This is a genomic window from Paranoxybacillus vitaminiphilus (assembly GCF_003259935.1).
GTDB lineage: Bacteria > Bacillota > Bacilli > Bacillales > Anoxybacillaceae > Paranoxybacillus > Paranoxybacillus vitaminiphilus.
This window is the reverse complement of the sequence record NZ_QLMH01000002.1, coordinates 418,746-432,550: the sequence shown is the minus strand read 5'-3', so window position 1 is coordinate 432,550 and position 13,805 is coordinate 418,746. Positions and strand designations below refer to the sequence as shown.

Here is a 13,805-nt window from a genome sequence, read left to right as displayed (position 1 = left end):
TGGCGTTTTACATAGGCGTTGTCCTCCAAACGAACCCGAACGGCCTCCGCCACCTTCCTTCCATCTTCGTACACATAGACGCCCCGTTCATCATAGCGGAGTTCAATCGATTGCCCAATGAACCGGGGCGGCACTTCATACAGCTGCTTGTTCAAGGTGATCGTTCCATCGGCTTTAACCTTACGGTGCTCCCGCTTCAGAAAAATCGCATCCAGCCAATCGCCATCTTCGATGAACGACACGAGATGCACTTGCGATTGAAACACCTCATGCGGCGTTTTTCCGTCCAGCGAGGCGTGCGGTTTTCGATGATACTCCTCTTCAAGCCACCTCCAAAAGCGCTCGTTCAGCTCTTCGAGCGACTTCGGGGGATCCAACTCGAGCAGCGGATAAAACCGCGTCTGTACGGTGCGGAAGAACCGTTCGATTTTCCCTTTGCTTTGCGGGTCATACGGCTGGGTGTGGATGAGCGTAATCCCCATCTCGGCGCACGCATACTGCAGCACCTCGGATCGATAAATTTTCCCGTTGTCCGAGTAAATGCGCTTCGGCTTCCCGCAACGAAGCACCGCTTCCTTCGTGACGATCCGCAGCCCGTCAAACTTCTCCGAAGGGAAAAACTGCGCGTACGGCACAAACCGCGAGCAGTCATCGATATAGGCGATCAAAAACGTTTTCTGGGCTTTCCCATTGACTCGAATCGTTGGTCCATGGGATAAGTCCCCTTGCCAAAGCTCATTGATCTGGTCATACGCAAAGCGCTTTCGCTCCGGCATGGGCAAGATTTCTTTCCCGACAAGGTTGTGTTTTTTCAACAATCGGTATATAGTAAAGTAAGAGGTATGGTTTTCTGGGATTTCCCCCTGCTCGATCAGGTGTTCGTAGAACACCGTCACGGGCATGGTGGGATGTTCTTTTCTTAGGGCTAAAATATGATCCTCATCATCGGGCGACAGACGCCTTGAGTGGCCGCGGTCCGAACGGCGCTTCGGCTTTAAGGCGTCAAAGCCCCCTTTTTTGTATCGGGTGCACCAATCGAGGATCGTCTTGGCTGCGATTCGCTTGTCGCCCTGGTGGGGAACATGGTGCACTCGCTCGCTCACCTCTTTCAGATACGTCTTCGGTTCCACCTGCCCATTCACCAACGGAGCGATTAGCCCGTACCGAAACAGGGCAATGTCGTGTCTCATCGACTCATCCATTCGAATCTCCTCCTTGTCTCACTTGGAATCAGGACCGTTCCGGTCCGCCTGCCCTTATCGTACCGGATCGCTTTTTCTCCGTCGATAGGAAAGGTTTGTGGGAACCTCAACTATTTCCAATTTAGGATATGTATGTAAAATCAGGATCCCATTTGATTCGCAAAAGGGTGTCGGAATCCGTCCTCCCACATGTCTCTGATGACCGAATAGAGACCGTGTTCCTCCAACGTCCGGATCCACCAGGAAGACCGTTCCTTTTCTTTTTTCACGATAGGGCCTATGATCCTCCACCGCCTCGCAAAAAAGCTGTGAAGGCTTGATAGGTTTCGGCAGAACCGTCGGACATAAAAGATGATGCCGTCCTTTGTCGGGAGGAACGGAGCCTGGTTCGTCCCCTCGGTCAATCCCAACTGCTCTTTCACGACTTGCCATATGGCGGACAACGTATACTGAAAATACGGGAGGAGAAAGGAAGGCAGCACACTCACCGTCTTCAAGCATTCCCGACAGCGATACCGGACAATCCAAATGCGATAATCACCATGTGGGGTCAATGCGTTTCGCTCATAGTAACCGTGGCGGTGCAACGGGCGCTTGGCCCGGCAATGCGGACACTGTTTCAGAAGAGGGAAGTCGTTTTCTTTTCCACGCTCTGCATACGTTTGGACGTCAATGCCAAAGTCATGAAATTGAATCACGTCCTCCTCCCCTCCTCTGAACCGATGGATTTTCTCTTCCGAAATAATTCACAAAAAATTTAGCACATTCTTTCAGAAAAGGGGAGAGGGCTTTCTGAAGGAATGTGCAAAAAAATGGCTCTTTTGTTCCGAAATAAAGTGATAATTTACACCAATTAGAAACAATGGTTTTTATCTTAACTATGAGGAATTGAAACTTAGATGATGGGAAAATCATTCATGTTGATCCGTCTGAGTTTTTATCTTAACTATGAGGAATTGAAACTCATTGTTGCGTTTTACTTTTTTAAGCACAATCATCGTTTTTATCTTAACTATGAGGAATTGAAACTCAAAGACGAGAACGGCTCCGAAATCACAATCAGCAACGGTTTTTATCTTAACTATGAGGAATTGAAACGCCAATTAGAAACAATGTTGCAACGTCCGGCAGCGGGTTTTTATCTTAACTATGAGGAATTGAAACTTGTAACTCCCTTAGCTGTTTTTGTTCTGGTGTTTCTGGGTTTTTATCTTAACTATGAGGAATTGAAACTTGATTTAACAGAAACAGAACAAATGGAACTTTTCGTTTTTATCTTAACTATGAGGAATTGAAACACAACACCAAAAATAAAGGAGTTGATTCCACATGAGTTTTTATCTTAACTATGAGGAATTGAAACCAATTCCATTGGCTCGCTGATAAGGAACTCTCCATCGTTTTTATCTTAACTATGAGGAATTGAAACCAAGCCAATCCATCTCACAGGCATGTTCTTGTGTTGTTTTTATCTTAACTATGAGGAATTGAAACTTCTCTACGAAAAATCTCACTAGAGCAAGCACAAAAACTGTTTTTATCTTAACTATGAGGAATTGAAACCCTAATTCTTTACGATCAGTGATAATTTTGTTTTCGTTTTTATCTTAACTATGAGGAATTGAAACTATTTTGATGAAAAACCAAGTGAAGCCATCCGGGAACAGGTTTTTATCTTAACTATGAGGAATTGAAACTCGCTGCAATTGTCAAACCATTCAACACCAGAGCCGCCAGTTTTTATCTTAACTATGAGGAATTGAAACTTGGAGTTTTGAGCTTCTTGTATAGTATCATTTTCTGTTTTTATCTTAACTATGAGGAATTGAAACCAGGATTGTACGCCAATGGAACGCCAGCAACATCTTGTTTTTATCTTAACTATGAGGAATTGAAACCATCACCATTAAAATGGTACGCCTGATGATAGTTTGAAGGTTTTTATCTTAACTATGAGGAATTGAAACACTTCTGGCTAATTTCCCATAGTTCACCCAATTCTAAAGTTTTTATCTTAACTATGAGGAATTGAAACTCTTTTTTTCGAGACTCCCGCTCCTTTTCCCGTATTTGTTTTTATCTTAACTATGAGGAATTGAAACTAGGGTGAGCACTTCCTAATGTAGCCAACTGAAACGTTTTTATCTTAACTATGAGGAATTGAAACGGGTCAACGTCAATCAAGTCATAAGTGGTTTGGTCGAGTTTTTATCTTATACCATTTGCTTTTGTCTTAACTATTATGAAGAGTGGAAGTGTCTGACCGGTTTTGTTCAAAAAAAGGCTGTCTCATAAGGTCTGACCTCACGCCTAGTTTATTTATCTCAACATGATGATCGATATATTGGGTTGCGGGGTCTGCACTTGAACGTTTGAGACAGCCTCCTTTTCTTTGCAGATATATGTTTATCTCCGCTTTTCTTTTTCGTTTCGATAAAACTCATGAAACATTTTCATGAGCGCCCGCTTTTCGATTCGCGATACATAGCTTCTTGAAATGCCGAGTTCTTTGGCGATTTCCCGCTGTGTTTTTTCTCTCTGCAAATCAAGGCCAAACCGGCTGATAATCACTTCTTTTTCCCGTTCATCCAGAATGTCAATATATTTTCTAATTTTTTCTAATTCCATGTTTAACTGAATTGTATCTACGACATCTTCTGATTCGGATTTTAAGATATCGAGGAGGCTGATTTCGTTGCCTTCCTTATCCTGACCAATGGGGTCGTGAAGGGAGACATCTTTTTTTGTTTTTTTTAACGAGCGAAGATGCATCAATATTTCATTTTCAATACACCGCGCCGCATAGGTGGCAAGTTTCGTTCCCTTTCCTTGGGAATAGCTTTCAATCGCCTTAATGAGACCGATTGTACCGATGGAAATTAAATCTTCCGTATCTTCTCCGGTGTTTTCAAATTTTTTTACGATATGGGCGACAAGGCGCAAGTTATGTTCAATTAAAATATTCCTTGCTTCCTGATCTCCTTCGGCCATCAGCTGCAAGTATTTTTCTTCTTCTTGAGGGTTTAACGGCTGGGGAAACGCATTATTCTTGATATACGACACTAAAAACAGCAGTTCTTTTACAAAAAAAGCTAACGCAGATAATAAACCGGACATCTTCTCACCTCACGCCAATGTTTTTAGGCGTTTGCCTATTATTTATATGTATGAAAATAAATGGCTGTCCGTGTTTATTTATAATAAAGAACGCTAATATTTTTTCTTTCATGTATAATGGTATAGTATAATTTCTTCGGAATATCGTTTAAAAAGAAGCTTGTCTTTGTACATAGGAGGGAAATACATGCATGAACTGATTCAAACGATTTTTACGTTTTTGGCTGACCTAGGGTATATAGGGATTGCGCTCGGATTGATGATCGAGATCATTCCAAGTGAAATTGTCTTGTCTTATGCCGGATATTTAGTATCGCGCGGGGAAATTACGTTTATCGGCGCGGTCATTGCCGGGACGATTGGTGGTACGCTCGCGCAACTTTTTCTTTACTGGATGGGTTATTACGGAGGGCGTCCTTTTTTGGATAAATATGGGAAATATTTATTAATTAAAAAGAAGCATCTGGATTTATCAGAGGAGTGGTTTCAAAAGTATGGGACCGGTGTGATTTTTACGGCCCGTTTTATTCCGGTTGTGCGCCATGCCATTTCCATACCAGCCGGCATTGCCAAAATGCCGCTGCCTAAATTTACGCTATATACAACAGCTGCTGTGATTCCATGGTCGATTTTTTTTATTTATCTCGGTGAAAAGCTGGGCGACAATTGGCAGCAAATTGATGAAATGGCAAGGCCGTATTTGCAGCCGGTTATTACAGGAGCTGTTGTTGCTACACTTCTTTACATAGCAGTGCGATTTATGAAGAAAAGAAAAGAGAAATAATAATGAAACTGACTTATAAGTGTCTGGCTTCACGTGCATTTCACAATGATCGTCCATTTATCTAATGTTATGTCCGAGGGGGCTGACACTTTGTTTTAGGTCAGCCTCTTCTAACTTTTTTCGAATGAGAGGAGCTTTCCAATGATTCGAACGATGGCCTTTACAACCCAACATGAAATATTAATTGATTTGCCGCTTGAACAGTTGAATGATGAAAAAATTGTATGGTACTGGGTCGATTTGCAGGAACCGAGCGATATGGAGAAAAATGTGCTTTCCGAATTTTTTCATTTTCATCCGTTGGCAATAGAAGATTGTTTTCATTTTTTACAGCGGCCGAAGCTGGATTATTATGAAGGGTATCATTTTTTTGTCTTTCATTCTTTACATAAAAATACGCTTGAGACGAGGGAAGTCGATGTTTTTTTATCGAAAAAGTATATCGTTACCTATCATGACGAAATATTGCCGGAAATGGATTTGGCTTGGAATCGCGTGCTGCAGCAGAAATCGTCTTGGAAAGATGGAACGATTTATGCTTTTTATGTAATGCTTGATAAACTGGTTGATGAATATTTTCCGATTGTGTATCAGCTTGAAGATGAATTAAATGATGTGGATAACAAAGATAAAGGAAAACGTTTGGAGTTATTAATCAATCAAATTTTTGACATTCGCGGCAGATTGTTAAAACTGCGGCGAACGGTGTTTCCGATGAGGGATCTTTTGTACCGCTTGTTAAATTCTACCCATATTGAAATGTCGGCTGATCAGCGCTCCCATTTTAAAGATATATATGACCATTTATTAAAACTGGCGGAAATGATTGAAGCGAATCGCGAGTTAACCTCTGACATTCGCGATAATTATTTATCGATTAATGCCAACCGCACCAATTCGACAATGATGGTTCTTACGGTCATTACAACGATTTTTATGCCGTTAACTTTTATTGCCGGAATATATGGAATGAATTTTGAATATATGCCGGAGTTATCTTGGAAATACGGTTATTTTGCCGTTCTCGGATTCATGGCGATTTTGGGGCTGTCGATGTACTTTTGGTTTCGCCATAAAGGGTGGTTCGATCGTTAAAATCGTTATCTCAACGATTGGTGGATTTATAAGAAATCATGAGAGAACTTAAAAGAGAAGAAATGAAAGCGGTAAAACAAAAGAATAATTGAAGAAAAATGCAGGAAATAAGAAAAAATCCATCTTTACAGTTTATGCAGTAATTTGTAACATAAACGACATAAGTAAATATCGAGCAGCGCTTAATCCATATAGGGAGCGGGGGAACCACAAGTTGCGGCGCATGCCGCTTGGGGTGAATCATGTTTTTATGAGGGGAAACTCCTAATTCCCTAACCCGACAGCTAACCTCGTAGGCGTTTTAGGAGAGGGAGACGGTGCACAGGAGGAGCTCTCCTGTGTTTTTTTGTTGCATAAAACGATGTTTCGTAAGGGGTATATGTCTATGAGAGAGTACAGATCAAAGATGATGTACAAACCAATTAAATTTACTCCGCCGCAATTTTTAGCGCTTATTTTTATTTGTCTTGTCACTCTTGGCGGCTTGCTTTTAAAGCTTCCGTTTGCGACGGAGAAAGAAATCAGCTGGATTGATGCTTTTTTTATCTCCACATCAGCGGCAACGGTAACAGGGTTGGCGCCGATTGACGTAGGTTCAACGTTTACGTTATTTGGGGAAATTGTCATTATGCTTTTAATTCAAATTGGCGGAATTGGAGTGATGGCGTTTGCCGTTCTTGTTGTCATCATGCTTGGAAAAAAAATCGGCATGAAGCAGCGCTTGCTCATGCAGGAAGCGTTAAATCAGCCTTCTCTCGGCGGAGTGATTCGCCTCGTTCGCAACTTATTTATTTTCGTCTTTATCATGGAGTTGTTGGGAGTTATTTTTTTAGTGGCAAAGTGGGTTCCTGAAATGGGCTGGACGAAAGGATTATACTATAGCTTATTTCATACAATAGCGGCGTTCAACAATGCGGGATTTGCGCTTTGGCCTGACAATTTATCCCGCTTTGTCGGCGATCCGATTGTGAACCTTGTGATTACTACTTTAATTATGACCGGTGGATTAGGATTTACGGTTGTATTCGATTTATATTATCAGCGCCGTTTTAAAAAACTATCGCTGCATTCAAAAGTGATGTTAGTAAGTACGCTCATTGTTAATGTTTTAGCCATATTAGCGATTTTCGTTTTTGAATATTCGAATCCGAATACGCTCGGAAAATTATCCGCTTCGGAGAAAATATGGGCGGCTTACTTTCAAGGAATCACGCCGCGGACAGCAGGTTTTAACACGATTGATATCGCCTCTCTCCAGCAGCCGACATTGATGTTAATGCTTTTACTTATGTTTGTCGGTGCAGGAAGTACGTCTACGGGCGGAGGGATTAAATTAACGACTTTTATTGTTATTGTGTTTGCGGTCATTAATTTTATTAAAGGAAAAGAAGAAATTATTATTTTTAACCGCACCATTCGCAACCAAATTTTGTTTCGGGCATTAGCCATTTTATCGATAAGCATTTTATTTATTTTTATTGCGACAATGCTGTTGACATTTACGGAAGACGCTGGGTTAATGCCGATTTTGTTCGAAGTGGTTTCAGCGTTTGGCACAGTTGGTTTATCGATGAACTTTACTCCGCATTTATCATCGTTAGGAAAAATTATTATTATATTTATTATGTTTTTAGGGAAAATGGGACCGTTAACATTAGTGTACTCGATTTCCAAGCCGGAAAAAACGAAAGTGCGCTATCCGGATGGTGAACTGTTTACGGGGTGATGAAGCGAATGGGCCAACTGTTGCTATATTTGCATAAAAAATAGTGGTCTCTTTGGACAAATCCCAATATAATACATTAAGTGGGATAAAATAAAGACAGGTGGGATAAAATGACGAAGTTAGAAGCCTTTATTTTAGGTCTTATTCAAGGATTGACAGAATTTTTGCCGATTAGCAGTACCGGTCATTTATATTTGGGCAGACATCTATTTGGCTTAGATGAGGCGGGATTGTTTCTCGATACGATGCTTCATATCGGAACATTGCTTGCCGTGTTTATTATTTATAAAGAAGAACTGTTGTATATTTTAAGAAAGCCGTTCAGCAAGCTGACGTTTTTGTTAGTCGTTGGAACGATTCCAGCGGTTGTCGTTGGTTTGTTGTTTAAAGATTATTTTGAAGAAATTTCGAAAACAGGTGTCACAATCGGCTGGGAATTTTTAATAACGGGGCTTTTCCTTTGGTTTGCCGATGGAATCAAAAATGGATATAAACGAATGGAGGATATTACATATACCGATGCGTTCGTGATTGGAGCATTTCAAGCAGCAGCCATTTTTCCAGCGATCTCCCGTTCGGGGTTAACGATTGTTGCGGCGCTCATCCGCAAACTTGATCGCGAAACAGCCGCCTATTTTTCATTCTTATTATCGACTCCGGCCATTGTCGGGGCGATTGTGCTGCAATCGGTTGACTTAGTCCAAGGAAATGTCGAGAACGTCTCTGCTTCTGCCTTAATCGTTGGAACGATCTCTTCTGCCTTATTCGGTTATTTGGCAGTCAAATGGATGATCGGCTATTTAAAGAAGCATTCATTAAAAGTGTTTGCTGTATATGTATGGATTCTTGGATTGGTTATTATTGCTTTTCAAGCAACAGGAAAATTTTAAAACGGTCAATGATAGACCGTTTTTTTATTGATTTTTGCGACAGTCATTCGCTATATTTAAACATAGGAAATTGCAATTATGATAGAAACGAGATGAACGAAGACGATGGTCAAAAAGTTTATTACACTTGTCGTACTATTAGCGATTCTTTTTTATTTAATTCCATACAGCCTGCCGTTAATATTTGCGCTTGTTACCGCTCTTTTATTAGAGCCATTCGTGCAAAAACTGCAACAACAATACAAGTTTAAACGAATCCATGCGGTAACGGCCGTTTTTTCCTTGTTTGTCATTGTCATTGGCTTTGCTTCCTATTTTACGATCGTTATTATTATTGAGCAGGTTATTACATTTTCACAAAAACTCCCTTCTGTCTTATCGGAAATTACGATGGTTGTCGACCAGTTTATAAAAAAATGGGAGCTGTATTCTCATTCCATTCCAAGAGAAATTATTGTTTCATTGGAAAACAGTGTTGAGGCAATTAAAAACTTGCTGCTTAATTTTGCGAAAAATTTAACGGAGACAATTATTCACTATATTACGACTATTCCAGGTTTGATCATTCACTTTTTAATTTACTTAATCGCCCTATTTCTGATCAGTTTGGATTTGCCTAGATTAAAGAAAAGCATTGAAAAATATTTATCTGCCGATACGAAACAACGGTTAACGATTATTATGACGCAGTTGAATAAGGCGGTAATCGGCTTTATTAAAGCGCAATTTTTATTAAGTTTAATTACATTTTTGTTGGCGCTTGGCGGTTTGCTGCTTTTACGGGTCGAGTATCCAATCATTTTGTCATTATTAATTGTAATCGTAGATATTTTGCCGATTTTAGGAACAGGCTCCGTTCTTGTGCCTTGGGCTATCTTCAGTATGATGAACGGAAATCAAGGGTTGGGAATCGGACTGATTGTGTTATTTATCGTTATTACGGTTATTCGCAGAACAATTGAACCGAAGATTTTCTCTTCTAATTTAGGAATTAGCCCGCTTGCGGCATTAGTGAGTGTTTATTTAGGCTTTCAGCTGCTCGGGTTTGCCGGTTTATTTTTAGGGCCGGCGCTTGTCATTATTGTTGATACGATGGTTAAGGCAGGAATTATTAAAATTTCCTTTAAAATTTAGCGATAAAACGAAAAAGAGGATGACCGATAAGTGTCTGACCTCACGATCCATAATATATAGCTGGTGCTCTTATGTAATGCTTATATTATTATGGTTGTGGAGTCTGACTTCTTCTTAAGGTCATCCTCTTTTTAATTGGCTGGTTCGTTTGGTACAATCAAAATTTCAACGCGGCGGTTTTTCTTTCTTCCTTCCTCTGTATCGTTGGAGGCGACCGGTTTATACTCACCGTAACCTTTTGCGCTGAACCAACGCGGGTCGAGCTGCTTGTTTTCTAATAATAAACTCATGAAGTTAACGGCGCGCATCACGCTTAGTTCCCAGTTCGATGAAAACTGGGAGTTATGAATCGGTACATTATCGGTATGACCGCTAATAATAATGCTGCGCGGTGGATTCATGACGAGCAGCCGGGAAATTTCTTTGGCCAGCTTCCGATCCTGCGGTCTTACTTCAGCGCTTCCTGAATCGAACAATACATCGTTTAAAATAGTAACAAGCAGCCCTTCCTCCGTTAATGTCGTTTTCAGCTGCCCGGTTAAATTTTCGTGCTGAATGTATTGATTAATTTTTCCTTGTACTTGTTGTAATTCTTTTTTTTCATAAGCTGGCTGTTGAGTTTGATTATTTTGTTGATCCTCTCGATTCAAGGATTGCTTTTGTTCTTCATCCAATGGGCTTGGAAATTCAAGTACACCTGTGCCACCGGCTAAAGCACTATTAAATGAGCGAGCAAGTTGTTGGAATTTTTTTGAATCAAGCTGGCTGCTGGCGAATAAAACGATAAAAAGTGCTAATAATAAAGTTAATAAGTCTGCATATGGAATGAGCCATGTTTCATCAATATGATTTTCATCATGATGCTTTTTCTTTTTCGCCATCTTGTTTATCTCCTTCCACCAGCACCTTTTTTCTTTCCGCTTCAGGGAGATAAGAAGCCAATTTTTGCTCAATCGCCCGAGGTGCTTGTCCTTCTAAAATCGAAAGAACTCCTTCAATCATCACTTGGCGCACTTTTATTTCTTCTTTTGATTTTCTCCTTAATTTATTAGCAAATGGATGCCATAATACATAGCCTGTAAAAATTCCCAGCAACGTAGCAACGAAAGCGGCACTGATCGCAAGTCCCAGCTCTTCAATGTTTTGCATGTTTTGTAATGCGGCAATTAAACCAACTACTGCTCCGAGTACCCCAAGTGTTGGAGCATATGTTCCTGCCTGTGTAAAAATGGCTGCATTTGCTTGATGCCGCTCTTCCATCGCGGCGATTTCTTCGGTCATGACATCGCGGATAAATTCTTGCGTCTGCCCGTCGATCGCCATGCTTAAGCCATTGCGTAAAAATGGGTCATCAATTTCTTCAACCTTTGCTTCTAATGCTAATAGTCCTTCGCGGCGAGCAATGTTGGCCCATTCGACAAAAAGCGGAATGAGTTCTTCAATTTTGGGAGTTTTTTGCTCTTTAAAAATCACGCCAAACAATTTAGGAATTTTTTTTATTTCACTGGTAGGAAAGGCGATGGTCACTGAAGCCATCGTTCCAACGATAATAATTAAAATAGCAGCAGGGTTAATTAATACGGAGGGGCTGACTCCTTTAAAGAACATTCCAAGGCCAACAGCGATGATGCCAAGAATAATACCGATAATTGATGTTTTGTCCATATAATCACCTCTATGTATTGGTCAAGATGTTAGTATAAAATTTAGTAGTTGGGCATGCTGCTTGTTTGATTCATTTTATAAAAGTTAAAAAATGACTTCCACAATGATGAATAGGAAAATATTGCTCATCCAAATTTATCATATAATTAATACGTTGCTTTGAAAAGGGAATTTAGTATGAATAACATGTAAATTAAAAAGGCTGCCTCACAGCTTCCTCAATTACAATATCTATGGGTTTTGGAAAATAACAACCCATAAACACTGTAATTGTTTGGATCGCTTATGAGACAGTCCTTTGATAGTTAAACTTTTTTTAGCTTAAACGTACTTACCATTAAAAATGATAAGATAATCATTAGAAAGATAAAAAATTGCGGTGGAAAATAATGAATCGTTAAATAGCTTAATGTTAGCAGTACTCCTGCTGCGGTGATAGGGAGTCCCGAAAAATATCCGTTATTTTCCGTAATGTTGAAACGGGCAAGACGAAATGCTCCGCAGCCAATATATAAAATCGTGAAAAATGCACCGGGAACGCCAAATTCATGCAATAAGCCTTGATAAAGTAATAGTGAAGGTGCCGCTCCAAATGATATAATATCACTCATTGAATCCAATTGTTTGCCGAGCTCCGATTCAATATTTAATTTCCGCGCCACGGTCCCATCAAATCGGTCAGCAAGAGCAGCCAAAAAAATAAGCAGCACACTTACGTTTAATTGTCCTTTTAATGTAAAAAGAATCGAAAATCCGCCTAAGGAAAGGTTGATTAATGTTAATGCATTCGCTGTATGGGCTTTTAATTTTTTTAAAGTGTGATCCAGATAATCCGATAAAAACATTTCTCCTCACTCCTTTTTAGTGATGGGACGCGGAACGTTGTGTACTTCAATTATAAACGTTTTATTTATAATATGGAAAGTAGTAAAATGATTCTTTCAAAAACGGAGGGAATTAGGCTTGTTAAAATTGTTTTATCGTTTATTTATTGAACTTACCAATCATTCCTTGTCTTCAAAACTAATTGCGTTATTTACTAAATCGCGGCTCAGCGCGTTACTTATTCCATCTTATGCAAAAATTTATTGCATTAACCAAAGCGAAATGGAAAAAAATTTAAAACAATACAAAACATTGCAACAATTGTTTATTCGTAAGTTAAAGCAGGGAATCAGACCGATTGACAAAGCAGAAAACAGCGTGATTAGCCCTGTGGATGCTGTCATTGAAGATGTTGGAACGATTACTAAAACAAAAGAAATCACGGTTAAAGGAAAAACTTATTCTGTTCAAGAAATGCTTGGAAGCAATCAAGCAGCGGAAAAATATTTAAACGGATTGTTTATTATTTTATATTTAAGCCCGAGTCATTATCACCGCATACATAGCCCAATATCTGGTGTGATTACGAATCAGTGGTCACTTGGTAAAAAATCATACCCGGTGAATCGGCTAGGTTTAAAATATGGAAAGGCACCTTTATCAAAAAACTATCGTCTGATTACTGAAGTAAATGTGAACGGAAAGCATACAGCGATTGTAAAAGTAGGAGCGATGTTTGTAAACAGCATTGAATTGACGCATAAAGACGAATATCTTACAAAGGGAGAAGAAATGGCTTATTTTTCTTTTGGTTCAACGGTCGTGTTGTTATTTGAAAAGGATGCATTTGAACTTGATCCAGCAATCAAAGTGCCAATGGATATCAAAGTCGGTGAAAGAATCGGCTATTTAAAACAGTAAAAAAAAATAGAGCCTCTTCTTGGCTCATTATGAGGAGAGCTTAATTTTAGGGGTTAACGAGCGGCGGAAAATTTCTCTCTCAATTAATTCAATAAAATCAGGACTTAATTTAAGCTCTATTGCTTTATAGTAAGATTCAATCAGCAGTTCATCTGATAAATTTTTCATGATAGAAACTCCTTTCAAATATGGAATGGATGGATATAAAAATACATATAATGGTAAGTTATTTATAATTTATCATGATTAACATGATAGAACAACCGTTCTTTTATCCACATCCTTTCGTGGATAAGTTGTGGAAATTATGTTTATAATTGTGGGAATAAGTGATGAAATATGTATGGATAATGTGAATAAATTTATCCACAGATGTTGAAAAAGCTGAATGTTTGTCGAAAGTTTTTTTTAGCGTGTATATATTTGTCAAAGTTTGTTTTGAAACG

The 13,805-nt window shown here is 39.5% G+C and carries 13 protein-coding genes, 1 CRISPR repeat array and 1 riboswitch; of the genes, 6 read left to right on the top strand and 7 right to left on the bottom strand.

Features of this window, described 5'->3' with window-relative positions; all coding sequences use genetic code 11:
* From B0I26_RS04745 to sigK, 3 genes are all read right to left on the bottom strand, one after another.
* Positions 1 to 1,202: IS481 family transposase (locus tag B0I26_RS04745; protein WP_111644311.1), on the bottom strand; the 1,202-nt coding region annotated here is incomplete at its 3' end.
* A gap of 140 nt (positions 1,203 to 1,342) precedes the next feature.
* Positions 1,343 to 1,900 carry a DUF6431 domain-containing protein gene (locus B0I26_RS18460; RefSeq protein ID WP_111644310.1) on the bottom strand — a complete coding sequence of 186 codons (558 nt, stop codon included), beginning with the start codon at positions 1,898 to 1,900 and terminating at the stop codon, positions 1,343 to 1,345.
* Positions 1,901 to 2,067: 167 nt separating this feature from the next.
* Positions 2,068 to 3,369: a CRISPR direct-repeat array (repeat unit 30 nt; unit sequence GTTTTTATCTTAACTATGAGGAATTGAAAC).
* A 239-nt stretch (positions 3,370 to 3,608) separates the two neighbouring features.
* Entirely contained in the window at positions 3,609 to 4,319 is a 711-nt protein-coding gene (gene sigK, locus B0I26_RS04735) for an RNA polymerase sporulation sigma factor SigK (protein WP_111644309.1), read from the bottom strand.
* Between the two features lie 187 nt (positions 4,320 to 4,506).
* Here sigK and B0I26_RS04730 point away from each other — a divergent pair, with 187 nt between their 5' ends.
* From B0I26_RS04730 to ytvI, 5 genes are all read left to right on the top strand, one after another.
* Positions 4,507 to 5,103 (top strand): DedA family protein, encoded by a 597-nt coding sequence (locus tag B0I26_RS04730; protein ID WP_111644308.1) that lies wholly within the window; start codon positions 4,507 to 4,509, stop codon positions 5,101 to 5,103.
* Between the two features lie 141 nt (positions 5,104 to 5,244).
* Positions 5,245 to 6,198, top strand: coding sequence for a magnesium/cobalt transporter CorA (gene corA / locus B0I26_RS04725; RefSeq protein ID WP_111644307.1), 954 nt, complete (start codon positions 5,245 to 5,247; stop codon positions 6,196 to 6,198).
* 169 nt (positions 6,199 to 6,367) lie between these two features.
* Positions 6,368 to 6,513: riboswitch (cyclic di-AMP (ydaO/yuaA leader) on the top strand.
* A 70-nt stretch (positions 6,514 to 6,583) separates the two neighbouring features.
* Positions 6,584 to 7,924 carry a TrkH family potassium uptake protein gene (locus B0I26_RS04720; protein WP_111644306.1) on the top strand — a complete coding sequence of 447 codons (1,341 nt, stop codon included), beginning with the start codon at positions 6,584 to 6,586 and terminating at the stop codon, positions 7,922 to 7,924.
* A gap of 110 nt (positions 7,925 to 8,034) precedes the next feature.
* Positions 8,035 to 8,814, top strand: a complete 780-nt coding sequence (locus B0I26_RS04715) for an undecaprenyl-diphosphate phosphatase (protein ID WP_111644305.1) — start codon at positions 8,035 to 8,037, stop codon at positions 8,812 to 8,814.
* 105 nt (positions 8,815 to 8,919) lie between these two features.
* Complete coding sequence (gene ytvI, locus B0I26_RS04710) at positions 8,920 to 9,948, top strand: sporulation integral membrane protein YtvI (protein ID WP_111644304.1); 1,029 nt, start codon at positions 8,920 to 8,922, stop codon at positions 9,946 to 9,948.
* A 131-nt stretch (positions 9,949 to 10,079) separates the two neighbouring features.
* Here ytvI and motB read toward each other — a convergent pair whose 3' ends face one another.
* From motB to pssA, 3 genes are all read right to left on the bottom strand, one after another.
* Positions 10,080 to 10,829 carry a flagellar motor protein MotB gene (gene motB, locus B0I26_RS04705; protein WP_111644303.1) on the bottom strand — a complete coding sequence of 250 codons (750 nt, stop codon included), beginning with the start codon at positions 10,827 to 10,829 and terminating at the stop codon, positions 10,080 to 10,082.
* Positions 10,804 to 11,613: a flagellar motor stator protein MotA gene (gene motA / locus B0I26_RS04700; protein ID WP_111644302.1), complete on the bottom strand. Its 810-nt coding sequence runs from the start codon at positions 11,611 to 11,613 to the stop codon at positions 10,804 to 10,806. Before motA ends, motB begins: the two co-directional genes overlap by 26 nt.
* A 305-nt stretch (positions 11,614 to 11,918) precedes the next feature.
* Entirely contained in the window at positions 11,919 to 12,458 is a 540-nt protein-coding gene (pssA, locus tag B0I26_RS04695) for a CDP-diacylglycerol--serine O-phosphatidyltransferase (protein WP_111644301.1), read from the bottom strand.
* A gap of 118 nt (positions 12,459 to 12,576) precedes the next feature.
* Here pssA and B0I26_RS04690 point away from each other — a divergent pair, with 118 nt between their 5' ends.
* Positions 12,577 to 13,359: a phosphatidylserine decarboxylase gene (locus B0I26_RS04690; RefSeq protein ID WP_111644300.1), complete on the top strand. Its 783-nt coding sequence runs from the start codon at positions 12,577 to 12,579 to the stop codon at positions 13,357 to 13,359.
* Positions 13,360 to 13,386: 27 nt separating this feature from the next.
* Here the strand turns inward: B0I26_RS04690 and sda are convergent, their stop codons facing one another.
* Positions 13,387 to 13,527, bottom strand: a complete 141-nt coding sequence (gene sda / locus B0I26_RS04685) for a sporulation histidine kinase inhibitor Sda (RefSeq protein ID WP_111644299.1) — start codon at positions 13,525 to 13,527, stop codon at positions 13,387 to 13,389.
* Positions 13,528 to 13,805 lie beyond the last annotated feature (278 nt).

Coding starts and splice junctions, on each gene's coding strand:
- sigK (WP_111644309.1), bottom strand. CDS start 4,319: ATGTCCGGTTTATTATCTGCGTTAGCTTTTTTTGTAAAAGAACTGCTG.
- B0I26_RS04730 (WP_111644308.1), top strand. CDS start 4,507: ATGCATGAACTGATTCAAACGATTTTTACGTTTTTGGCTGACCTAGGG.
- corA (WP_111644307.1), top strand. CDS start 5,245: ATGATTCGAACGATGGCCTTTACAACCCAACATGAAATATTAATTGAT.
- B0I26_RS04720 (WP_111644306.1), top strand. CDS start 6,584: ATGAGAGAGTACAGATCAAAGATGATGTACAAACCAATTAAATTTACT.
- B0I26_RS04715 (WP_111644305.1), top strand. CDS start 8,035: ATGACGAAGTTAGAAGCCTTTATTTTAGGTCTTATTCAAGGATTGACA.
- ytvI (WP_111644304.1), top strand. CDS start 8,920: ATGGTCAAAAAGTTTATTACACTTGTCGTACTATTAGCGATTCTTTTT.
- motB (WP_111644303.1), bottom strand. CDS start 10,829: ATGGCGAAAAAGAAAAAGCATCATGATGAAAATCATATTGATGAAACA.
- motA (WP_111644302.1), bottom strand. CDS start 11,613: ATGGACAAAACATCAATTATCGGTATTATTCTTGGCATCATCGCTGTT.
- pssA (WP_111644301.1), bottom strand. CDS start 12,458: ATGTTTTTATCGGATTATCTGGATCACACTTTAAAAAAATTAAAAGCC.
- sda (WP_111644299.1), bottom strand. CDS start 13,527: ATGAAAAATTTATCAGATGAACTGCTGATTGAATCTTACTATAAAGCA.